Annotated in this window: 23 protein-coding genes and 1 pseudogene; 16 read left to right on the top strand and 8 right to left on the bottom strand. The window is 69.6% G+C overall.

Features of this window, described 5'->3' with window-relative positions; genetic code table 11:
* Window positions 1–291: 291 nt before the first annotated feature.
* A complete protein-coding gene (locus tag NMK44_RS35650) occupies window positions 292–777 on the bottom strand; it encodes a MarR family winged helix-turn-helix transcriptional regulator (RefSeq protein ID WP_254751049.1) in 486 nt (161 codons plus the stop codon).
* Between the two features lie 63 nt (window positions 778–840).
* Between NMK44_RS35650 and NMK44_RS35645 the strand changes: the two genes are divergently transcribed.
* Together NMK44_RS35645 and NMK44_RS35640 are read left to right on the top strand one after the other, a co-directional pair.
* Entirely contained in the window at window positions 841–1,467 is a 627-nt protein-coding gene (locus NMK44_RS35645; RefSeq protein ID WP_254751047.1) for a non-oxidative hydroxyarylic acid decarboxylases subunit B, read from the top strand.
* A gap of 115 nt (window positions 1,468–1,582) precedes the next feature.
* A complete protein-coding gene (locus NMK44_RS35640) occupies window positions 1,583–3,043 on the top strand; it encodes a UbiD family decarboxylase (protein ID WP_254751045.1) in 1,461 nt (486 codons plus the stop codon).
* A 38-nt stretch (window positions 3,044–3,081) separates the two neighbouring features.
* On the opposite strand, the gene NMK44_RS35635 is transcribed toward NMK44_RS35640, so the two are convergent.
* The 3 genes from NMK44_RS35635 to NMK44_RS35625 all read right to left on the bottom strand — a co-directional run bounded on the left by NMK44_RS35635 (window position 3,082) and on the right by NMK44_RS35625 (window position 4,774).
* Window positions 3,082–3,351, bottom strand: a complete 270-nt coding sequence (locus tag NMK44_RS35635; protein WP_254751043.1) for a hypothetical protein — start codon at window positions 3,349–3,351, stop codon at window positions 3,082–3,084.
* Window positions 3,348–3,983 (bottom strand): nucleotide-binding protein, encoded by a 636-nt coding sequence (locus NMK44_RS35630; RefSeq protein WP_254751041.1) that lies wholly within the window; start codon window positions 3,981–3,983, stop codon window positions 3,348–3,350. Before NMK44_RS35630 ends, NMK44_RS35635 begins: the two co-directional genes overlap by 4 nt.
* 401 nt (window positions 3,984–4,384) lie before the next feature.
* Entirely contained in the window at window positions 4,385–4,774 is a 390-nt protein-coding gene (locus NMK44_RS35625; protein ID WP_254751039.1) for a thiol-disulfide oxidoreductase DCC family protein, read from the bottom strand.
* Between the two features lie 206 nt (window positions 4,775–4,980).
* Between NMK44_RS35625 and NMK44_RS35620 the strand changes: the two genes are divergently transcribed.
* The 8 genes from NMK44_RS35620 to NMK44_RS35585 all read left to right on the top strand — a co-directional run bounded on the left by NMK44_RS35620 (window position 4,981) and on the right by NMK44_RS35585 (window position 9,397).
* Window positions 4,981–5,400: a CBS domain-containing protein gene (locus tag NMK44_RS35620; protein ID WP_254751037.1), complete on the top strand. Its 420-nt coding sequence runs from the start codon at window positions 4,981–4,983 to the stop codon at window positions 5,398–5,400.
* An 88-nt stretch (window positions 5,401–5,488) separates the two neighbouring features.
* Window positions 5,489–5,863, top strand: coding sequence for a VOC family protein (locus NMK44_RS35615; RefSeq protein WP_254751035.1), 375 nt, complete (start codon window positions 5,489–5,491; stop codon window positions 5,861–5,863).
* A 95-nt stretch (window positions 5,864–5,958) separates the two neighbouring features.
* Window positions 5,959–6,576: a TOPRIM nucleotidyl transferase/hydrolase domain-containing protein gene (locus NMK44_RS35610; RefSeq protein WP_254751033.1), complete on the top strand. Its 618-nt coding sequence runs from the start codon at window positions 5,959–5,961 to the stop codon at window positions 6,574–6,576.
* Between the two features lie 155 nt (window positions 6,577–6,731).
* On the top strand, window positions 6,732–6,941 hold the full coding sequence (locus NMK44_RS35605) for a hypothetical protein (RefSeq protein WP_254751155.1): 210 nt from the start codon (window positions 6,732–6,734) through the stop codon (window positions 6,939–6,941).
* A gap of 2 nt (window positions 6,942–6,943) precedes the next feature.
* Window positions 6,944–7,219 carry a DUF4190 domain-containing protein gene (locus tag NMK44_RS35600; protein ID WP_254751031.1) on the top strand — a complete coding sequence of 92 codons (276 nt, stop codon included), beginning with the start codon at window positions 6,944–6,946 and terminating at the stop codon, window positions 7,217–7,219.
* Between the two features lie 97 nt (window positions 7,220–7,316).
* Entirely contained in the window at window positions 7,317–7,700 is a 384-nt protein-coding gene (locus tag NMK44_RS35595; protein WP_254751029.1) for a hypothetical protein, read from the top strand.
* A gap of 166 nt (window positions 7,701–7,866) precedes the next feature.
* Window positions 7,867–8,859 (top strand): helix-turn-helix domain-containing protein, encoded by a 993-nt coding sequence (locus NMK44_RS35590; RefSeq protein WP_254751027.1) that lies wholly within the window; start codon window positions 7,867–7,869, stop codon window positions 8,857–8,859.
* A gap of 169 nt (window positions 8,860–9,028) precedes the next feature.
* Entirely contained in the window at window positions 9,029–9,397 is a 369-nt protein-coding gene (locus NMK44_RS35585) for a peptidase inhibitor family I36 protein (protein WP_254751025.1), read from the top strand.
* Between the two features lie 187 nt (window positions 9,398–9,584).
* Here the strand turns inward: NMK44_RS35585 and NMK44_RS35580 are convergent, their stop codons facing one another.
* Window positions 9,585–10,460, bottom strand: a complete 876-nt coding sequence (locus tag NMK44_RS35580; RefSeq protein WP_254751149.1) for an aminoglycoside phosphotransferase family protein — start codon at window positions 10,458–10,460, stop codon at window positions 9,585–9,587.
* A gap of 227 nt (window positions 10,461–10,687) precedes the next feature.
* Between NMK44_RS35580 and tap the strand changes: the two genes are divergently transcribed.
* Window positions 10,688–12,931, top strand: a complete 2,244-nt coding sequence (gene tap, locus NMK44_RS35575; RefSeq protein ID WP_254751023.1) for a telomere-associated protein Tap — start codon at window positions 10,688–10,690, stop codon at window positions 12,929–12,931.
* Between the two features lie 27 nt (window positions 12,932–12,958).
* Window positions 12,959–13,516 carry a telomere-protecting terminal protein Tpg gene (gene tpg / locus NMK44_RS35570; RefSeq protein WP_254751021.1) on the top strand — a complete coding sequence of 186 codons (558 nt, stop codon included), beginning with the start codon at window positions 12,959–12,961 and terminating at the stop codon, window positions 13,514–13,516.
* A 38-nt stretch (window positions 13,517–13,554) separates the two neighbouring features.
* Here tpg and NMK44_RS35565 read toward each other — a convergent pair whose 3' ends face one another.
* Complete coding sequence (locus tag NMK44_RS35565) at window positions 13,555–13,926, bottom strand: VOC family protein (protein WP_254751019.1); 372 nt, start codon at window positions 13,924–13,926, stop codon at window positions 13,555–13,557.
* A 79-nt stretch (window positions 13,927–14,005) separates the two neighbouring features.
* On the opposite strand from NMK44_RS35565, the gene NMK44_RS35560 reads away from it, so the two are divergent.
* The 3 genes from NMK44_RS35560 (at window position 14,006) to NMK44_RS35550 (ending at window position 16,284) form a co-directional block, all read left to right on the top strand.
* Window positions 14,006–14,467, top strand: a complete 462-nt coding sequence (locus NMK44_RS35560) for a MarR family winged helix-turn-helix transcriptional regulator (protein WP_254751018.1) — start codon at window positions 14,006–14,008, stop codon at window positions 14,465–14,467.
* 538 nt (window positions 14,468–15,005) lie between these two features.
* A complete protein-coding gene (locus tag NMK44_RS35555) occupies window positions 15,006–15,167 on the top strand; it encodes a hypothetical protein (protein ID WP_254751016.1) in 162 nt (53 codons plus the stop codon).
* A 7-nt stretch (window positions 15,168–15,174) separates the two neighbouring features.
* Entirely contained in the window at window positions 15,175–16,284 is a 1,110-nt protein-coding gene (locus NMK44_RS35550; protein ID WP_254751014.1) for a helix-turn-helix domain-containing protein, read from the top strand.
* A 21-nt stretch (window positions 16,285–16,305) separates the two neighbouring features.
* On the opposite strand, the gene NMK44_RS35545 is transcribed toward NMK44_RS35550, so the two are convergent.
* Together NMK44_RS35545 and NMK44_RS35540 are read right to left on the bottom strand one after the other, a co-directional pair.
* Window positions 16,306–17,931 carry a serine/threonine-protein kinase gene (locus tag NMK44_RS35545; RefSeq protein ID WP_254751012.1) on the bottom strand — a complete coding sequence of 542 codons (1,626 nt, stop codon included), beginning with the start codon at window positions 17,929–17,931 and terminating at the stop codon, window positions 16,306–16,308.
* 127 nt (window positions 17,932–18,058) lie between these two features.
* A complete protein-coding gene (locus NMK44_RS35540) occupies window positions 18,059–18,403 on the bottom strand; it encodes an alpha-amylase inhibitor (protein ID WP_254751010.1) in 345 nt (114 codons plus the stop codon).
* A gap of 203 nt (window positions 18,404–18,606) precedes the next feature.
* Between NMK44_RS35540 and NMK44_RS35535 the strand changes: the two are divergent.
* A pseudogene (locus NMK44_RS35535) lies at window positions 18,607–19,275 on the top strand (MerR family transcriptional regulator); the annotation flags it as partial.
* Window positions 19,276–19,414 lie beyond the last annotated feature (139 nt).

Here is a 19,414-nt window from a genome sequence, read left to right as displayed (position 1 = left end):
TGACCCTCTGGGTGCCACGCCGAGGGCACCGGTGGTCTCCGTGGCGCCCGCCCCCGGCCCTCGGCGGGGGCGTACCTCTCGCTCCACCGCCGCCGATCGGGAGGTCACGCCCGTGACTTGGGCGTCCGGCAGGGTGGACCGCCGCCCTGTCGGGCGCCCCACTGGGCGTCGAGCCGGCGCTCCGGCAGGAAGGGTGCGTTCCTGCCACGTCGGGTGTGTGATCGGATGTCGCGTCCACATCAGCAGGGATGCGCGGGCCGGCGGTGGTGTGATAGTGGGTGCCGCCCGGACTCAGTCCGCCGGTCCGCCCATTCCGCTCAGGGAGCGGAGCGCCGCCAGCAGCGCGGCGCGCTGGGGAGTGGAAAGGCCGTCGAGCATGACTCCGTCGACCTGCTCGGCCAGCGGGAGGATCCTTTCCGTCTCGGCCACCCCCGCCGGGGTCAGATGGAGTTGTCTGCGCCGGCGGTTGGCGGGATCGACGTCCCGGTTGAGCAGCCCTCGCTGCTCGAGACGGAGGACCAGGGGTGCGAGGGTGGCGACATCGATGCCGGTGACCTCGCCGAGGTCGATCTGGCTGATGCCGGGGTACTCGCCGACGCTCGTCAGCACCGCGAACTGCGGTGGGGTGACATCGCCGACGGTGGCCTGCCACTGGGCCGTATAGCGCTGGAGGGCGCGCCGCAGCAGATGCAGTGGGGACTGCCGCATGGAGTCCGGTACGCGATGGGCGGCGATGACTGCCTCCGGGGAACGCAACAACGACGTGGTGTCTTGCATTCTGCCAGGCGCGACCCCTATGTTCGTGCACGAATCATTCGTGCACGAACATAGGGGCGGGGTATGCGAAGGCTCGTCGTCGGCATGACGGGCGCCACCGGTGCGCAGATCGGTATCCGTCTGCTGGAGGAGCTGCGTGAGCAGCCCGATGTCGAAACCCATCTGGTCATGAGCCGTTGGGCCAGAGCCACCATCGAGCTGGAGACGCCCCGCACCGCGCGCGAGGTCGCCCGGCTCGCGGATGTCACCTACGGCCCGGAGGACCAGGCGGCTGCCATCTCCAGCGGCTCATTCCGCGTGGACGGCATGATCATCGCGCCGTGCAGTGCCAAGACGCTCGCCGCCGTCCGGACGGGCTACGGCAGTGATCTGATCGCGCGGTCCGCGGATGTGACGCTCAAGGAACGCCGTGGGCTGGTTCTGGTCGTGCGGGAGACCCCGCTGTCCACGATCCACCTGGAGAACATGCTGGCCCTGTCCCGGATGGGCGCGACGATCCTGCCGCCCATGCCGGCCTTCTACAACAGTCCGGCCAGTGTCGATGACGTCGTCGATCACACCGTCACGCGCGTCATGGACCAGTTCGACCTCGACAGCTCCCGCGCCGTGCGCTGGACCGGTACGGCCGCCGCACGCGCACGGCGCACAACGCCGGTGAACCAGCCACCGGGCGGTACCGCCACGGGCTGAGCCACTGGCCCGCACCTCCCCTTCGCAACCCGCCCCCACCGCCGTCCGACGCCCCGCGCGGGCGTCGGACCGAGCCCACGAACAGCACCGAGCACACGCAGAAACGGAGAACGCCATGCCCCGTCCGAAGGACCTGCGTACCTACATCGCCGCACTGGAAGAACTCGGTGACATACGTGTCATCGACCGCAGGGTCGACCCCCACCTGGAAGCGGGCGCCGTCATCCGCCGCGCCTACGAAACCGTGGCACCCGCGCCCCTGTTCACGAACATCGACGGGACCGCCCCCGGCTTCCGGCTGCTCGGCGCGCCCGCGGCCCTCAGCTCGGCTCCCGGGAAGCCGCTGGCCCGCATCGCGCTCTCACTCGGCCTCGACATCGCGGCCGGCGCACGAGAGATCATCGACACTCTCGCCGAGGCACGCTCGCGGGAGCCGATACAGCCGGTGCTGGTCGACGCCGCCACCGCACCCTGCAAGCAGAACGTCCTGCTCGGCGACGAGGCGACGCTCGACCGCTTCCCGACCCCCTTGTTGCACGAAGGCGACGGCGGGCCCTACGTCAACACCTGGGGCACCATCGTCGCCCGCACCCCGGACGGTTCGTTCACCAACTGGTCGATCGCACGCATCATGATGATCGACGGCAAACACATGACCGGCCTGGTCGTTCCCGGGCAGCACATCCACCACGTCTGGCAGCAGTGGGCCGAGCGTGGCGAGGCCATGCCCTTCGCACTGGTCCAGGGCGGCCACCCGGCCGTGCCCTTCGTCGCGGGTATGCCCCTGCCCGACGGCATCGAGGAGACCGGATACCTCGGTGCGCTGCTGGGGGAGCCACTGGAACTCGTCCCCTGCGAGACCGTCGACCTCGAGGTGCCCGCCGGCGCGGAAATCGTCATCGAGGGACATCTGTCCTGCGAGCGCACCGCCGTGGAAGGGCCGATGGGCGAGTTCGCGGGCTACCAGCCCCAGGGGACCTCGCTGCAGCCCGTCTACACCATCAACGCCATCTCCCACCGGGACGACCCCATCTGGCCCACGGTGGTCGAGGGTGAGCCGGTCGACGAGTTCCACACGGTCACCGGGCTGACGCTCGCGGCCGAGGCCCTCGCCGCGCTGCGGTCCGCCGGTCTGCCGGTCACCTCGGCGTGGGAGCCCTTCGACATGGCCGCGCACGCGCTGGTCGTCAGCGTCGCCGCCGACTGGCGGGAGCGGCAGCCGGGGGTGGAGAGCATCGAACTCGCCCAGCGGATCACCGACGTGATCGACGCACAGCGGTTCCAGGTCATGGTTCCGCGCATCTTCGTCCTGGACGACGACGTCGACGCCTCCGACCCACGTGAACTCACCTGGGCACTCGCCACCCGCGTCCATCCGACCGGGCGGCGCATCGTCCGCACGCGTGAGGCCCTGCACCTGCTGACGGTCTACACCGCCGAGGAACGGCGCAGCCAGACGGGCCCCAAGGTGACCTATGACGCCCTGCTCCCCGTGGTCCGGGAGCGGCGCAGCTCGTTCCGGTACATCTTCCCCCCGGACATCCAGGAGCGGGTCCTGTCCCACTGGGACGCCTGACGGACAGGCGCCAGGGGCGATCCGTACGGTCGGGCAGCCTACGGCTCGCTGCGCCGGGCTCCGCCTACGGCCCGCGGCACCCGCGCGGCCGTGTCGGCCAGGGTCCGCAGGACCGTCGTACCGGCGAGCGCCAGCGCGGAGAGGGGCGGGCCGACCCAGCGCGTCACACTGCGCTCCACATCGGGGTCGACTTCGATGGTCACGCGGACGAATCTGCTGTGCAGCGTGGTGACGCGCGCGGACCGGGCCGTGGCGGTGTCCGCCGACCGGTCCAGCGCCGCCCGGTACTTGTCCTTCCGTTCCTTCATCGCTCTTCCTGACGCTTGATCAGCTCATTGGCGAGGTCCATGTACGCCGAACCCGTGGCCTGGACCGTGCTCCCGAACGACTGGGCGTACAGCTCGAGCCGGGCGATCTGCGTGTCCAGTACGACGAAGCCCCACTCGGTGAGCGCTTCACGCGCGTCGGAGTCCGGGCCGGTGCGTGTGGCGTCGGGACGGTTGGTGCGGTTCAGCAGCACGGCGGCACGGGCGGGCGTGGCACGCAGTGACTGCACATCGTCCATCTCGGACCGGATGGGAGCCATGCGGTCCAGCTCGATGGGAGCGGGGGTCACCGGCACGATCCATTCACCGGCGTACCTCATGATGCTGCGGGCGATGCGCGGGTGGTCCTCCAACTGCGGCGCATCGAGCACCACGGCCTGCCGGTTGCCCAGGAAGTCGTTCACACGGCGGTGGACGTCTCCCGTCGGCAAGGCGATGACCGGAAAGGGAAAGCCGTCGGCCAGTTCGCTCCAGCGGAGCGCGGAGGAGGCCGGGTCGCCGTCGACCAGCAGGGGTGAATAGCCCGACTCATGGAGGGCGTGAGCCAGCCAGACGGCACTGGTCGTCTTGCCGACCCCGGGCTTGAGGTTCACGAACGCACAGCTCAGCAGCACAAACCGAAGCTACGTGACCCGCTCTCCCGCAGGGCACAGCCACGAGCGCGCGGTTCCTCCGTTCACCCGCAAGCGGTCCGGGTCCATGGCCCTCCCCGGAGGCTGCGGCGGTCCGCCACCGGGCCGCATCGCGGGCCGCCAGGAGGTGTCGCCACCGCCTCCGGCAGCGGTCCGGAGGCGTCCATGGCCGTACTGCCAGGTGGCGTATTCCGGGAAAGGCCCAACCAGAGCAACGGCCCGCCACGCCCGGCGGCTCGGCCGGCAGCCTCCCTGCCGCACGGGGGGAGTTCTTCCGGGTGCCGCTGTCCGCGGTGAGCGCGTGGAGCGTGCGCTGAGCCCCGCGGGGCCGGTGCACGGCTGACCCGACTGCCCGGGGATGCGAGATCCGCTACGGGAGACCCCTACGCCCCCTGGGCCCGGCGGTCCGGCAGCGCGCACGCCGCGGTTCCCCCGGGCATCCGGTGGCGGTTGGCCGCGATCAGCCGGTAGGCCCCCTGAGCCACCCACCGCGCGGGCGGCAGCATGAGCGACGCACCCAGGACCGGCCATCCTCGGCCCGCGCTCAACAGGATCTTCGCGACGGCCCGGGCCCCTCCGTACACCGTCCCCGTGGGTGTCACCCACAGCACCTCGTACTCGGCCCGCTCCTGGGTGATGCCGAGGGCTTGCAGGTCCGCGCGCTGCCACGGGACGAAGTCGCAGCGCGGTCGGAGACGTCCTTCGGCGAAGTGCACCGAGCTGGTGCAGAAACCGCAATCTCCGTCGAAGACGAGTACTGGCTGAGTCCGCATGGCCCCATCATCGCGTGCCCTTCGGGAAGGTGATCATGTGGCCCCGGGTTCGAGGGGGCGACCGTCGAGGGGCGCTGCGCGGGTGAAGAGACAGATGGGGGGCGTAGGGATGACGAACCGGTGGAATGCGCTGGTGAAGGGCGTGCCGGAGCCTGACGGGCCCGGTCGGCCCGAACGATGCAGATGGTGACGAGGAGGACAGATACGTGACACAGCAGGTTCGTGAGGTCATGACCGCACACCCCACCGCCGTGGGGCCGGACACACCGGTTCAGCAGGTTGCCACGGCCATGCGGGACGAGGGCATCGGCGCGGTGCTGGTGGTTGAGGACGGTCGGCTGCGTGGTCTGGTCACCGACCGGGACCTGACGGTGCGCATCCTGGCCGACGGCGGCGATGTCTCGGGGCGGACCGTGGGCGAGGCATGCAGCAGCGAGCTGGTGTCCGTCGCCCCGGACGACGACATCGAGAGGGCGGTGCAACTGATGCGTTCCAAGGCCGTTCGCCGTCTGCCGGTCGTGGAGAACGGCGAGGCCGTGGGCATCGTGGCGCTCGGCGATCTCGCGGTGGAACGCGACCCCGGCTCCGCCCTGGGCGATATCAGCGCCGCGGGGCCCAACGCCTGACCGGCCCGCGGGGCGGTGGTACGAGCCACGGGTCCGCCCGGGCGTGTGCCGACGCGTGAGGGCGGGTGTCGTGGGCAAGGGTGGGGGCATGACGACGACGCTCGGTGCCTTCGTTCTCGGTACTCCCGATCCGCCCGCGCTGGCCGACTTCTACCGGGCCCTGCTGGGCTGGGAGGAGATCGTCCGTGAACCGGAGTGGGTCCGCCTGCGGGCCCCGGAACGGGAACGCCCCAGCCTCAGTTTCCAGCTGGAGGCCGGTCACACGCCCCCGGTGTGGCCGCAACGCCCCGGTACCCAGCAGATGCAGGCGCACCTGGACGTCCAGGTCGACGACCTGGAGGCGGAGACCGAGCGGGCCTGTGCCCTGGGGGCGACGCTGGAAGCACACCAGCCCCAGGAGGGCGTACGCGTTCTTCGTGACCCGCACGGCCACCCGTTCTGTCTGTTCCTCCCGGGCGCCTGAGGACACCCCATGCGCGACGGGAACCGCGCACCGCCGATCGGCACCCCACGGAAAACCCCTACCGCGCCGGGCCGGAAAGGGCGGAGACTCGTCTGATGGCTGACATGGAGTCGTTCCGGGAGGCGGTCACCGCATGGGCGGCCGGTGGTCCCGAGGAGCCCGCGCGCGAGCTGGCCGGACGGCTCTCCGTCCGGACGGCCGTCCTGCTCGAGGGGCTGAGCGACGCCGCCGCGGTCAGGGCGCTGGCCGCGCTCCACGGCCGGAACCTGGCCGACGAGGGAGTGTGCGTGCTGCCGATGGGCGGTGCGATGAACATCGGGCGCTTCGCCCGGCTGCTCGGGCCACCCGGTCTGGGTCTCCGCCTCACCGGACTCTGCGACGAGGGGGAACGTGGCTACTACGCCCGCGGGATGGCGCGGGCCGGTACGGCGCAGCACGCGTTCTTCGTCTGTGCGGCGGACCTGGAGGACGAGCTCATCCGGGCGCTGGGCGTGACACGGGTCGAGGAACTCGTCCGGGCGGAAGGCGACCAGCGCGCCCTGCGCACCTTCCTGCACCAGCCCGCACAGCGGGACCGCACCGATCAGCAGCGGTTGCGGCGTTTCTTCGGCACGAAGAAGGGGCGCAAGATCCACTACGGTCGTGTCCTCGTGGAGGCCCTCGCCCCCGACGATGTGCCCGCCCCGCTCGTCGGTCTCCTCAACAGTCTTTGACCGTCGGGACGAGGCCGGTGATCCCCCTCCGTTCTCGAGCCGATGGGTAACTCGCGGGTAACTCTTGGAGGAACAGGCCGTGTGAAGACCCGCTGACGGGTTACCCGCGATGTCATGAAGCCGTTGACGAAGAGGTTGCCGAAGGCCTGGGAGAAGTGGCCGACGCCCAACGCCCGTACGTACGGCGCGGGGAGGTGACCGTGCTCTTCCTGATCGTGAGCCTGCTCCTGCTGGCGATCGTCCTGGGGACGGCCGCCTACATCCCGTGGCCGGTCACCGTGGTGATCGGCTCGCTGATCGCCCTCTGGCTCGTCGTCTTCGCGGGACGCGAACGACGACGCCGATACCGCGCGAGGAAGGTCTGACGATGCATCTCACCGCGCAGCCCGCACGCCGTACCGGTCGGCGGGACACCGAAGGCATGGCGGTGGCCTCCTTCGTCCTCGGACTCATCGGACTGCTCGTCCTCAACCTGGTCCTCGGACCCATCGCGATCACCCTGGCCATCATGGCCCTTCGGCGGGACACTCCACGCCGCTTCCGCGCGCTGCTCGGCCTCGGACTGGGCATCGCCGATCTGGTCATCCTCGCCGTCCTGATGGCCGTGCACGGTACGACATCGTGGTCGATCTTCGGCGGCTGACACCGCGGCCCACGGGCCGGTGGGCCGCTGCGCCCGGAGCCGATGGTGCCGCCGGGCGCAGGGTGGTGGTGCCATCGCTGTCGTTAGCATCGGACGCATGGCTCGCAGCGAGAAGAAGGCACGGCGCCTGGTGGTCGGAGAGGAGACGTTCCTCTGGTCGCTGAGCCACACCCACAGCGCGCTGGGCGACGGCCGCTACGAAGGCTGTCGCGAAACCCTCATCATCCGTGCGTTCCAAGCGCGAGGGCGCCTTCACATAGTCTTCCGTGGCGGCCCCGACCGACTCGTCCCGGACGGGTTCATGCCGTCGGGAGCCGTCGGCACGGACCTCGGGAGAACCCTGAACCTGCACGAACCGGGTACCGTCAGGGCCTTCCTCGACCTGGCCGTGCACCAGGGTTGGTGCGCCGACGACCCCGTGGTCGAGGAGCTCGACGGCTGGAGCCTCTTCGACGAGGTGATCACCCTCCGCGGCGTCTGACTGCCGGCGCCGCCCGTCGTGTTGAGGCCGTATGCCGTCGCTGAACCTCGAGTTCTGCTCGTGAGCGCTGATGGCCACCGCTTGTCGACGTCCCCGGCCGGGCATGGAAGGAGTCCGTACACGGTCGTCGGTACCGCGATTCCGGGGGTGTGCCATGTGGTTGGAAGTGTCGAACGAGGATCTGCCCGCGAAGGAGCAGTTGCCCTTCTGGGGTGAGCTGGTCTCCCGTGAGCTGGCACCGCTCACCCTCACCAGTGCGAACGACGTGGGCTTCCCCGCGCGGGCGTCGGTGCTGGACCTCGGCCCGGTACGGGTGGCCGCGTTCAACAGCCCGCCCGCGTATCTGAGGCGCACCTGGGCGGACATCCGGCGGGCCGACCCGGACACCTACCAGCTGACCTTCGTCTCCGGCACCCCTCTGTGGATCAGCCAACGGCGTCAGGATTCCGGGCTGGTGATCGGCGACATGGTGCTCTTCGACCTCTCGTACCCGTTCGAGGGCGCGGTGCCCGACCACGGCCTCCATACCCAGGTGGTCATCGTGCAGTTGCCGCGCGAGGAGCTGCCACTTCCCTCGGACAAGGTCCACGGCCTCCTCGCCCAGCCGTTGTCGACGAGCACCGGCATGGGAGCGATTCTCTCCCGGTTCCTGACCACACTGGACGCCTACGGCCCGGACTGCGAACCGCGTGATCTGAGCCGATTAGGGGTGATGGCGCGTGATCTGTCGGGCGCCTGCCTGGCCCAGTACCTCGGAGCCTACGACGACCTTCCGGCCGAGACCCGCCAGCAGGCCATGCTGGCCCGCGTCAACGCCTTCATCGATCACAACCTCGGTGATCCGGACCTGAGTCCGCCGGATGTCGCGGCGCACCATCACATCTCCGTGCGCTCCCTGCACACGCTCTTCCGGCAACAGGGCGAGACCGTGGCGGCCTCGATACGCCGACGCCGCCTGGAACGCTGCCATGCCGACCTCACCGACCTCCGTCTGCGGCGGCGCTCGATCACCGCCATCGCCGCCCGGTGGGGGTTTCTGCGTCTCCCGGACTTCAGCCGCGCCTTCCGAGCCGCGTACGGCATGACGCCCAGCGAGCTCCGGAGGGCCGCGCTGCCCACTCCGCCGGACGGCCGGTGGACCGCGTCCAGTGACAAATAACTGCGCACGCATCACCAACTCGCCGCCGACCGAGCGCGCCACGATGTGAGGGCGAACACACGGGGGACCGAGAGGACGGAAGGCACGGTGCTGTGGCCCGCGCCTTCCGTTCCCGACCGAAGGGAATCACAGACGTGGGTACTTGGAAGACGACGGGGAGGGAGCCGGTATGCGTCGCTCCCTGACCACCCTGGCCATGGTCTCCGTCTCGGGCCTGGCGGCAATCGGCCTGGCGCTCCCGGCCGCTGCGGCGCCCGCGCCGGCCGCCCCCAATTGCCCTACGGGGTATTTCTGCATCTTCAGCGGCGCCGACTACGCCGGGGAACGCTGCGTCTGGGCAACCGACAGCCGTCCGGACACGGTCGGCTGCGGCTTCATCCGGGCTGGTCACAACGTCCTGTCCGTGGCCAACAGCACGGGGCACCGCAAGCAGTACTACAAGGGCGTGTCCTATCAGGACCGCATCGGTTCCACCGCGGCCGGCACGGGCGGGAACCTGGCGGGCACGTACCAGATCCGCTCCTTCCGGCCGCAGTAGCGGGGCGGCCCCGGTGGCGCCGATGCCCTGTGACCATGGGCCCTCGGTCTGGCCGGGCTGTTCCGTCGCCGCCGCCCACTCCCGTCCCGCCGCCTCCGGCACCGCATCCGCGGCGCCGGAGGCGGCGGGAGGCGCGTCGACTGCTGTTGGCCGCGGGGCGAGAGGCGATCGGGAATACCGGGTGTGGTCACCGGGTCAACGCGAGCAGTTCATCGATCACCGGTTTCTCACCACCGCTACTGAGGTGGGCGATGGCCGCGAACGGCGCGATCACCTGGCTCCAGGCGTGGAGCCGGTCGCCATCGAGCCCGCACGCCGCCGCCACGCGCGCGCAACGGGTATCGATGCCCTCCAGCCCGGCGCCCGCTACGACGTAGTCCACAGCGTCGAAGCACGGATCACCGACACAGGCTTTCGGGTCGATGGCCATGAGACCGCGATCCGCACCGCCGTCGAGCACGTTGCCCAGGTGCAGGTCACCGTGGAGCAGCACGGTGGTCGATTCCGTGTCCAGCAGCCGCTCGCACCGCTGGATGGCCCTGTCCCACGCGGTGACGTCCATCCGTGCACTGACCGCAGGCTCGGACAGCCGCCTGCCGACCCGGGCGAAGGCCTCCTCGCACCGCCCGCGCAGTACACGTGTCAGCAGCGGAGGCGGAGCGACCCCGTGCAAGGCGGCGAGCAGATCCGACCACTGTCCCGTAAGCGCAGCAGCAGGCATGTCCTCCGCCGGCGTTCCGGGCACGATCTCCTCCGACACCATGGCGCCCGCCTCCTCGTCGAAAGCCAGCACAGTGGGCACCCGGCCCGAGGTGGCGAACCACCCCAGCATTGCGACCTGTTCGGCCAGAAGGGCCCGCTCCGGACTGATCTTCAGCACCGCAGGCATGCCATCGGGCCAACGGCACCGCAACGCGACCGACGAAGCACCGTCCGGGAGGGACTCACCGAGCGAAAGTCCCCACTGGGACGTCAGCCGCGCGATGAGATCCGGCGTCCTGGCGCACCATTGGGCAACCTGGGGACCGAAGCGATGTACCAACCGCGTGGTGACGCTCTCCACATCCACCGGCAGTCGTTTCACACGGGCCAGTCTGCCGCCCGCGCGATCCTTGTCCACCGCTTTTCCACCGCTCGTCGTTAACGCGAGCCGACGCACGAACCAGATTCACGGGGTCGCCGTACGCGTGCACCGGCTCCCCGCACGTACGCGACATGTTCGCCATCAGTACGGAAGGTGATCGCGGTGTGTGCGGTTCCTGGGATAGGGTCGGCGCGGGAGGTGTTTCGATGTCCGAGATCGAGACCGGGTTGTTCGAGGCGGTCGACGCGCTGGTCGCCTCCGCCTCTCCCTTGCCCTCGCCGAGCGAGCGGAAGCGTCTGCGTCAGGCGCATGGACTGACGCTGGACCAGGTCGCCGGTGCGCTGAAGGTGCGGCGGGCCACGGTGAGTGTCTGGGAGGCGGGGAAGACCGAACCGCGCCCGCCGGAGCGCGAGGCCTACGCACGCCTCCTGAACAAGCTCGCCGAGCTCTACCCCGTCGACGCCTCGAGGGCCACCGCGGCGCAGCCGTCGGCGCCCGAGAGGACGACCGTCGCTCCGCAGAGCACGGAACCGGCCCGCTCGGCCCATCCGTCTCCAAGCGACGATGTCGAGGCCGCGACCGCTCCTCCCCATGCCAATCCGCCGCGTCAGGCGCCCTCTCGTCCTACGACGGTCACCCGGCAGACATCGACCACGCGGCGCGCGGCCGCACGGCCCGCCACCGCGCGGAAGTCCACCACCGCGGCCTCGGCCACCCTCGACCCCCGTTTCGAGAACGGGCCCCTGGCGGTGGTCGACTGCCAGGACGGACACGTCGTGGCGTACTGCGTAGGCGGACTTCTCCTGGACGTGCCCGCCAAGTCCCTCCCGGCCCTGGTGGAGTGGACGCTGACGGAGGCGCGGCTCGGTGCGGTGAAGCTGCACGGCTGCGGCAAGGACGCCGACCCGCTGCTGGTGTTCACGGAGGCGGCGTGTGAGCGGTACGGGCTGCCGGTCACGTTGTCGGAATCGGAGCGGCTGGCCGGACGGCTCCCGGAGGGCCACAAAGTTCTGGGGCAGCTCGAGAGGGCCGAATGGAAGCTGACCAGGCGTGGGTTCGGGCCATGGGCGCGGATCTACCGTCCGGCCAAGGCCAATCAGCGACAGTGCGTGCAGCTGTGCCTCCCGTCCTGGGGCGCACTGGACACCCGTACCTGGGGCGCCGCCGCCCAGCTCCCGCCCGCGGAACTGGTCCGGCTGCTGGGGGCGTACGCGCAGCGGGTGATCACACCACGTGGCTCCACCGCGGTGACCGGCCTGGAGCTGATGACCGCACTGAACCCGCCCACACGGGCGAGTGAACCGGACGCGAGCGGCAGGCGGCACAAGGAACACCGGCCCGGTTCGCTGGGCGAGGTGGCGATGGACTGCGCGCCGTGTGAGGCACCCGATGGGCATCCGCTGCTGGCGGATCTGCCCCGCTTCCACCAGCGGGGGCCCGAGGAGATGCTGTTCGAGGAGGCGTACGACTGGGCGCGGGAGCTGACCGACGCCGAGTGCATGAAGCGGTTCCTGGTCGGTATCGACGTCAACCTCGCCTTCGGCGCGGCCGCCAACGGCGCGGTCGTCGGCCTCTCCCAACCACCGGTCCACGTGGCCAACCCCCAGTTCGACCCCGCGCTGCCGGGGGCGTGGCTGGTCGACCTCTCCCATATCGACCTCTCCCGCGTTCTGGTCGGCAAGCAGTGGCAGCACCTCGACGCCGAACTCCTGCCCAGCCCCTTCACCCCCACCGGCGAACGGCCGACCGGCCCGGCGTGGTACGCCACCCCGACCGTGGCGTACGCGGTGGAGCTCGGCTACGACGTGGCCCCGCTCGAAGCCTGGGTGCGCCCGGAGAAGGGCAAGTTCCTCGACGGCTGGTACAAGCGGCTGCGCAACGCCTACGTCGGCACCATGGGTGACCTCGGCGTGGGGGAGAAGCTGCCACCGCACGCTTTCCTGGAGGCGATGGACGGCCACAAGCAGCGCGACCCGGAGATGGCCATCGTCCTGGACGCCATCAAAGCCACCGTCAAGGGCGGCATCGGCAAACTGCGGGAGCGCCCGCGCGGTGGCGGCTGGCGGCCCGGACAGCCATGGTCCGCCCTGGCCCGGCCGACCTGGCGCCCCGACATCCGCGCCGCCGTCATCTCCCGGGCCCGGATCAACATGCACCGCAAGATGCTCGCGCTGGCCGCGGCCACCGGCCAGTACCCGGTGGCGATCCTCTCCGACTGTGCCGTCTACGCCGCCACCGGACCCTCACCCCTGGACCTGCTGCCCTACGACGCCGACGGCAAGACGGTGCCCGGCAGTTTCCGCCTCGGGGTCTCGCCGGGAATGGTCAAGCACGAGGGCACCCAGAGCGTGCTGTGGTCCGAAGCCGTACGCGAGGAGTACGGCCAGGTCCTCAACCTCGCCCGGTACATCAAGACTGGCGAGGTCACCGCCAAGGACGACGGACAGTAGGACGAGGACAGCAGAGGGAGCGAGCCGATGGCCACGGTCGGGGAAGGTCTCGACAAGGCGGTGCAGGGCGCCTTCACCCGCCCCATCCCCAAGAGCGCCGGCGCCCAGATGCGTTACCTGGTCAAACAGCACCAGGGCAGCACCAGGCGCGTCGCCGAGCTGCTCGGCATCACCCAGCGCACCGTCGAGCGCTATGTGAAGAACCAGATCAGACGGCCCCGTGCCGACCTCGCCGCCCGCATGGAGCGGGAGGTGAGGAAACGATGGCAACCCCAGATCCGCGCCAGGGCCAAACAGACCGCCGCCACCACCGACGGCATCGTCATCGACACCCGCGCCCGCTTCGGCTACACCGCCGCCCCCGGCAGCACCGACGACGCCCGCCTGCGCCACCTCACCCTCGCCCTCCCGCCCCACCACGCCGCCCGCCTCTTCGACGCCCAGGAACAAGGGGCGACCGAACAGCAACTCCGCGACATCGCCGCCGAAGCCCTCGGCGAGACCTACTTCCGCGACAACGGCCGCCGCGCCCATGGCCTCGAGGTGGAGTTCACCGATCTCGAACACGTGGAGTTCGATCTGTGAGCAGGCTGCTGCGAGCTGTTCGACGTGTGTGTCCGTGATCAGCCTCCGTGCGCGGTGAGCGTGTAACCCTCCGGACCCTCGAAGGAGAACACCGGTCCGAAGGGGCTGTCCGTCATCGGTGCGAGGATCTTGATACCCGCGGCAACGAGCTGCTTGTGAAGCTGATGGGCGTCGGGGGTCCGGAACCAGAGCACCACGCCGAGGCCCGGTCGTGCGGTGTCGGTGAGGCTGACGCCCGGCAGGAGCGCGCGGACGGCGAACGGGATCGGCTCGGTGTCGAACACGACAGCGTGCGGTGGCGAGACCGCGGCTCGGCGCAGACCCAGGTGCTGCTCACAGAAGGCCGCCGCGCCTTCCACATCGTGGACTTGCAGGGCGATGAAGTCGGGACCGTCGACAGCAACAGGCATGGGCTTCCTTCACTCGTGATGTCAGGACTTTGACATGGGTGAGGTTAGGGTTCCGGAGTTGCCATGTCAAAATGCTGACATGAACGCGAGAGTGCCGACGGAGCCGTCCGGCCCCACGGATGACGTCACCCACCATGTGGGATATCTGCTCAAACGCGCCCAGGCGGCCCTGCGCGGCGCCATGGACAGGGTTCTGCGCGAGCACGGGATGACCGTGCCGCAATACGCCACCCTCGAACTGCTGGCGTTGCACCCGGGTATGTCGAACGCCGACCTCGCCCGCGCGACCTTCGTCACCCGGCAGTCCGGCAACGTCGTCCTGCGGGGCCTGCAGGAAGCGGGACTGATCGCCCGCCCCGCCACCGCCGATCACGGCCGGGCTCGGCCCGCCCGCCTCACCGAAATGGGCCATGCGCGCCTGACCGCGGTCCAGGCCTCGGTCTACGCCATCGAGCAGCGCATGGTCGAGGCGATCCCGCCCCAGCGCGTCGCGGCTCTCCTCGGCGACCTCGACCGCATCGCGGCGGCTCTGGAGGACTGACTCACCGTGTGGAAGGGGCGCATCCGCGTAGGGATGCGCCCCTCGTGGGCGCCGCGCTGGAACGCGGTGGGCCCGGTCCCTGTTTCATGGTGCAGCCATGACGCCAGGGGGCCTCGGCAGCGAGTGCTGGAGGCGGCGTTGATGGGACGATGGCATCCGATGCCCCGCTTCGGCAATGGCACCTGGACGAAAATGAATGAAAATTGCGGCTTCGTTCGCTCTGATCTGCGGTTTTCGGATGGTCGGGGTTCTCCATGTCCACCCATTCGCGATCTCATGGCCCTGAACGCCTGGACGCGTATGCATCAACCATCCCGCCCCGGGGGCCATTCATTGTGATGGTGAGGTCGCCGGTGAGAGGATCAACGCCGTTGGCGGACAGACCTGGAAGTCGCCGCCGGCAGTTCACGGTGCAGCCAATCGGTCGCGTCTGTAAAGGGCGTGACATGACGTCAGGCAGGTAATGAGCATGCGTTTGTTCCCCTCCCCATCGGGTCCCGGGCACGGCCCCTCACAGGGAGCTCTGACGACGACGGAAATGATGGTCGTGGTCGTGGTTGTCGTGGTGGCAGCGGCCCTCGCGGTTTCAGGGATGCCGGTCTTCGGTGTCCTTGAGTTCATCGCCGGATCCCTCTACGTCGCCTGCCGGTCCGTCAAGACCGTGCGCACAGCGGAAATGCCGCCGTCCGAGGCTGTCTGACGGTCCCATGGGGCGGCGTGAGAGCGCCGTTGCCGCCGACACCCGGCAGTCCGAAGCGCTCGCGCTGTGGCTACGTGCTCAGCGCGAGCGCCGAGGCCTCACCTATGCGGCAATGGCCAGACTGACTGGATACCAGTTCACCGCGTCGGCACTCTCGCGCGGCGCCAGTGGCAGGATTCCGTCCCGTCGCCTGATGGTGGCGTACGCGACCGCCTGCGACGCGGACACCCAAGAAGGGATGCGCCTGTGGAAGGCCGCACGCAGGGCTGAAGAAGAGCGTCGACGCCGCGCGGGAATCTCTCCGGAGTTCCGGGACTTGGCCGTGTCACTCCGCTCGGTGATGACCCACCCCGATCTCATCGACAGCTTCGGCAAGCTGCACGACGTCATGGTGGAGATGCGGGCCAGAGAGGGGCAGCCATCCCTCAGTGACCTACAGGCAGCGGCGGGGCGAACCTCCGACGGTCGGCGGCACCGACTGCCCAAGAGCAGTCTCAGTGTCATCCTCCGAGGTGAGGCAGTTCCCTCACGCGCTCACCTCACGGCGTTCATGGAAGCGCTGAACGTCTCGCCAGGCAATGTACGGCGCTGGCAACAGGTGTGGGACCGCCTCGCGGACACCACGGCCCGCAAGTCGTCCGTGGCCGTCACGATCAAAGTGGTGGACACCCCGCCGGCCGAAGAACCCGACGGCCACCGACCGCCGCCCGACATCAGCACCGCGCATCTCGACTTCCTCCGGGGCCAGGTGCTCCTGGAGACCGTGCTCCTCACCGGGCCGGACGCACTGCAGGGCCCTCAGCCCGCGCGCCCCGTAGCCGGATTCACCCGCTCCGGCCTGCCCATCAGGACACCTCACCGCTTCACCCTCTCACCTCGGTCGCAGCAGTCGCATGTGCCGCCCGGCAACCGCACGATCGGACTCATCACGCTGCTGCCCCGAGAAGTGCCTCCCCGTCACCCCGCAACCGTCGGAGCCTCGCTCCCGGAGACCACGGAGTACCGCCCGGTGAGGAGCGCCATGCCACCGGTTCCCCGTGGACGGATAGGCCGTGCCGTCGACCACTTGTTCCGCAGGAAGCCGCGACAGGACTGGTCCCACTGGCCGGGCTTCTGACCACCTCACCCGACGGCTCGGTCAGCACTTTCCGTAGTTCTCCGGACCGCATGAGCGTGAAGCATAGAGGTACGGGTAGAGCCAGTTCTCGGTGGAGAGGTCGGTGCGCAGGGTTCGGACGGCGATCACGTAGCGCCCGGAGGGGCGCATGTGGCCACGTTCGAAGAATCCGTCGCCGTAGTCGCCACTGCGCGGGCTGCCGTCACTGTGGGACTGGGCGGACCACAACGTCAGTTTTTCGTGCCACACGCCTTCCTGGAGGCAGAAGTTGTAGACCATGGAAGCCATCGCACTGTCCGGCATCGGGAAGACGGTGACGGAGATCAGGGCCGGTGGGTTCGGGCTGCCCTGCTCCAGGTAGACCCCGGCCATCACCTGCGGGCAGCCGCAGGAGGTGAGTACGGAGGCGAGGTTCCTCGGCCCGGCCTCCTCGGCCGGCCGCGGGCCTGCCGCCACCCGCACGTACTCGCCGTCGAGATCGTTGACGAACCGCTGGGGCAGCAGGGCGTCCGCGGTGAACGGGATCGGATCCGTTGCCCTGCTGTTCCATGCTTCTGCGTCGATCGTGCCGCCTCCCTCTGGTCCGGTGGTGGTCGCCTCGTCGGCAGGTCCGAGAATCCGGTCGACTCCGGCGCGCTGGTCCCTGATGAGGCGCATGACATGCGACGGCCAGGGCTCCGTGGACGTGGCGACGTGGCCGATGAGGTCTCGTAGCCGGCTCAGGCCGGGCCGCTCGGACGGGTCCTTGGCCAGGCAGGCCGCGGCGACCCCGCGTATCCGGTCGGGGAGCGCCGACAGGTCGGGCTCGGAGTACAGGACGCTGTGGAGCACCTGCTGGAGCGATGTTCCCGCGAACGGGCTCACTCCCGTACAGGCCATGACCAGCACGGAGCCGAGCGAGAAGATGTCGCTCGCAGGTGTGATCGTGGCTCCCTCGACCTGTTCGGGGGACATGTAGGGCGGCGAGCCGACCACCCACCCGGTCCGTGTCAGCCTGGTGCTGCCCGGGGCGTCGTCGGTGGCCAGCGCAATACCGAAATCCACCACCCGGACGCCCTCGTCATCGACCGGCACGCCATCCTGGCCGATGAGCGGGATGCCCGTCGTGGCGATGTCGTCGGTGAGGAGGATGTTGTCCGGCTTGAGGTCTCTGTGCACCAGACCTGCCCCATGAATCTCATCGAAGGCGGCGGTCAGACCGGCTGCCAGCCGCAGGGCGGCCTCCTCCGGAAGTGTCCCGGCAGCGGCGACGCCGACGGTGGCGTCATCGGCGGTGACCCCGCCAGTGGCGTCGTCGGCTACACCACCATCGATCACCTGCTGCAACGACGGGCCGGAAACGAAGGGCGAGGCCAACCAAGGAGTGGGCGCGTCGAGATCCGCGTCAAGCACCGGGGCGGTGTGGGCGCCGCGTGCCGCGGCGACCTCCCGCCTGAACCGCCCTTGATGACGCGCGTCGTCGGCGAGAGCCGCACGGATGAGTTTGACCGCCACCAGCCGGCCGTCCGACGCAGTCCCCAGAAAGACCCGGCCCATACCGCCATGGCCCAGTACGGCCAGTAATCGGTAGGGCCCGATCTCCCGCGGGTCGGCTTCCGTCAGGAGTTCCACCGCCACCACCTCCCGGCACAGATCATGCCGCGCCACAGCGGTAGACGATAGATCACTCCCGCGGCATGCCGCGTTCGTGTGAGAGCTCAACTCGCCGCCCGAAGCGCTGAGTCACCGTGTCGAGCAGCGGATTCGAGGGTGTGCGATCAGGGACGCGGAGGCATCAGCAGCTGACGAGGCTCTGGAACTTCCAATTGGTGCCCATGATCGGCTTGTCCCTCTGGAACTGCGCCTCTTGACCGGGCTTGAGCTCGTAACAGTCGGGTGCCGGAACCATCTCCAGGTTCCACGTCGGCTTGACCCGCTGCGTGGTCGCACAGTTGTTGGTCATCCAGACGGTCACGAACCGGAAGAAGACGACCGCTCCCGTTCCCTTGACACAGCTCGGCGCGGGCGTGGCCGTTGCCGCCGGGGCAGTCGGCGCGGAGGACGCGTGCGCCTGGCCGACGCCCAGCAGTGCCGTACCTGCCAGGGCCACCGCGGCGATGCCTGAAGCGAATTTCCGCATGTTCTCATCCCATCTGTTCTACGGGCGATTGCCTCATCCGCACTCTCATCGAGGCGAACGGTCCGCTCAACGCTGGATCAGAGATTTCGAAGGAGCCGCCTCGGACCGATGCTTCGCGTTCGGGGCCCGCCACCGTGCGTGAGTCCCTTGACCCTCACGTGGCGTCAGGCCGCATAGTCGGTGCCGTGGAAGATCACTGGACTGTGGGGCGGGTGGCCGAGCTGGCCGGCGTGAGCGTCCGCACGCTGCACCACTACGACGCGATCAGGCGGGTTCGGCCGTCGGCACGGACCGCGGGCGGGTACCGGGCGTATTCGGCGGACGACGTGGAGCGGCTGCGGGAGGTGCTGGCCTATCGGCGGCTGGGTTTCGGGCTGCGGGAGATCGCGGAACTGGTCGGTGATCCGTCCGCCGACGCGGTCGCACATCTGCGCCGACTGCGCGGCCTGCTGCTGGAGCAGCGTGATCGCGCCGACGCCATGGTGGCGTCCATCGACCGGGAACTCGACGCGCGGGCGAAGGGACGGAAGGTGGCCCCGGAGGAGCAACTGGAGATGCTCGGTGCACGGCTGTACGACGCGATCGGCGGCGCGTACCCCGCGACACGGTGTACCGAGCCGCGGATCGCCGCGCAGATCTGGGACGCGCTCGGGGACGCGAGAACGGTGCTGAACGTCGGTGCCGGCACCGGCTCCTACGAGCCCGCCGATCGCGACGTCACTGCGGTGGAGCCATCGGCGGTCATGCGGGGGCAGCGGCCCGCCGGATCGGCGCCGTGCGTGGCCGCCGCCGCGGAGAGCCTGCCGTTCGAGGACTGCTCCTTCGACGTCGCGATGGCCGTCTCCACCGTCCACCACTGGCGTGACCCGCTAGGCCGTTTCTTCCGGATCATCGGGTCGTTGGACCGGGTGTGTCGTTGACTGACGTGCAATGGGCACGGATTGAGCCGTTGTTGCCGGATCGGACGCCGAAGCGGGGCGGGCGATGGCGTGATCACCGGCAGGTGATCGA

The sequence above is a fragment of the Streptomyces cucumeris genome (assembly GCF_024295805.1).
GTDB lineage: Bacteria > Actinomycetota > Actinomycetes > Streptomycetales > Streptomycetaceae > Streptomyces > Streptomyces cucumeris.
The sequence above is the reverse complement of the archived record's forward strand: the minus strand, read 5'-3'. Positions and strand labels throughout refer to the sequence as shown.

Excerpts from the sequence above, each read along its gene's own strand:
- NMK44_RS35650 (WP_254751049.1), bottom strand. The coding sequence starts at position 777 with ATGCAAGACACCACGTCGTTGTTGCGTTCCCCGGAGGCAGTCATCGCC.
- NMK44_RS35645 (WP_254751047.1), top strand. The coding sequence starts at position 841 with ATGCGAAGGCTCGTCGTCGGCATGACGGGCGCCACCGGTGCGCAGATC.
- NMK44_RS35640 (WP_254751045.1), top strand. The coding sequence starts at position 1,583 with ATGCCCCGTCCGAAGGACCTGCGTACCTACATCGCCGCACTGGAAGAA.
- NMK44_RS35635 (WP_254751043.1), bottom strand. The coding sequence starts at position 3,351 with ATGAAGGAACGGAAGGACAAGTACCGGGCGGCGCTGGACCGGTCGGCG.
- NMK44_RS35625 (WP_254751039.1), bottom strand. The coding sequence starts at position 4,774 with ATGCGGACTCAGCCAGTACTCGTCTTCGACGGAGATTGCGGTTTCTGC.
- NMK44_RS35615 (WP_254751035.1), top strand. The coding sequence starts at position 5,489 with ATGACGACGACGCTCGGTGCCTTCGTTCTCGGTACTCCCGATCCGCCC.
- NMK44_RS35610 (WP_254751033.1), top strand. The coding sequence starts at position 5,959 with ATGGCTGACATGGAGTCGTTCCGGGAGGCGGTCACCGCATGGGCGGCC.
- NMK44_RS35600 (WP_254751031.1), top strand. The coding sequence starts at position 6,944 with ATGCATCTCACCGCGCAGCCCGCACGCCGTACCGGTCGGCGGGACACC.
- NMK44_RS35595 (WP_254751029.1), top strand. The coding sequence starts at position 7,317 with ATGGCTCGCAGCGAGAAGAAGGCACGGCGCCTGGTGGTCGGAGAGGAG.
- NMK44_RS35585 (WP_254751025.1), top strand. The coding sequence starts at position 9,029 with ATGCGTCGCTCCCTGACCACCCTGGCCATGGTCTCCGTCTCGGGCCTG.
- tap (WP_254751023.1), top strand. The coding sequence starts at position 10,688 with ATGTCCGAGATCGAGACCGGGTTGTTCGAGGCGGTCGACGCGCTGGTC.
- tpg (WP_254751021.1), top strand. The coding sequence starts at position 12,959 with ATGGCCACGGTCGGGGAAGGTCTCGACAAGGCGGTGCAGGGCGCCTTC.
- NMK44_RS35565 (WP_254751019.1), bottom strand. The coding sequence starts at position 13,926 with ATGCCTGTTGCTGTCGACGGTCCCGACTTCATCGCCCTGCAAGTCCAC.
- NMK44_RS35560 (WP_254751018.1), top strand. The coding sequence starts at position 14,006 with ATGAACGCGAGAGTGCCGACGGAGCCGTCCGGCCCCACGGATGACGTC.
- NMK44_RS35555 (WP_254751016.1), top strand. The coding sequence starts at position 15,006 with ATGATGGTCGTGGTCGTGGTTGTCGTGGTGGCAGCGGCCCTCGCGGTT.
- NMK44_RS35550 (WP_254751014.1), top strand. The coding sequence starts at position 15,175 with ATGGGGCGGCGTGAGAGCGCCGTTGCCGCCGACACCCGGCAGTCCGAA.
- NMK44_RS35540 (WP_254751010.1), bottom strand. The coding sequence starts at position 18,403 with ATGCGGAAATTCGCTTCAGGCATCGCCGCGGTGGCCCTGGCAGGTACG.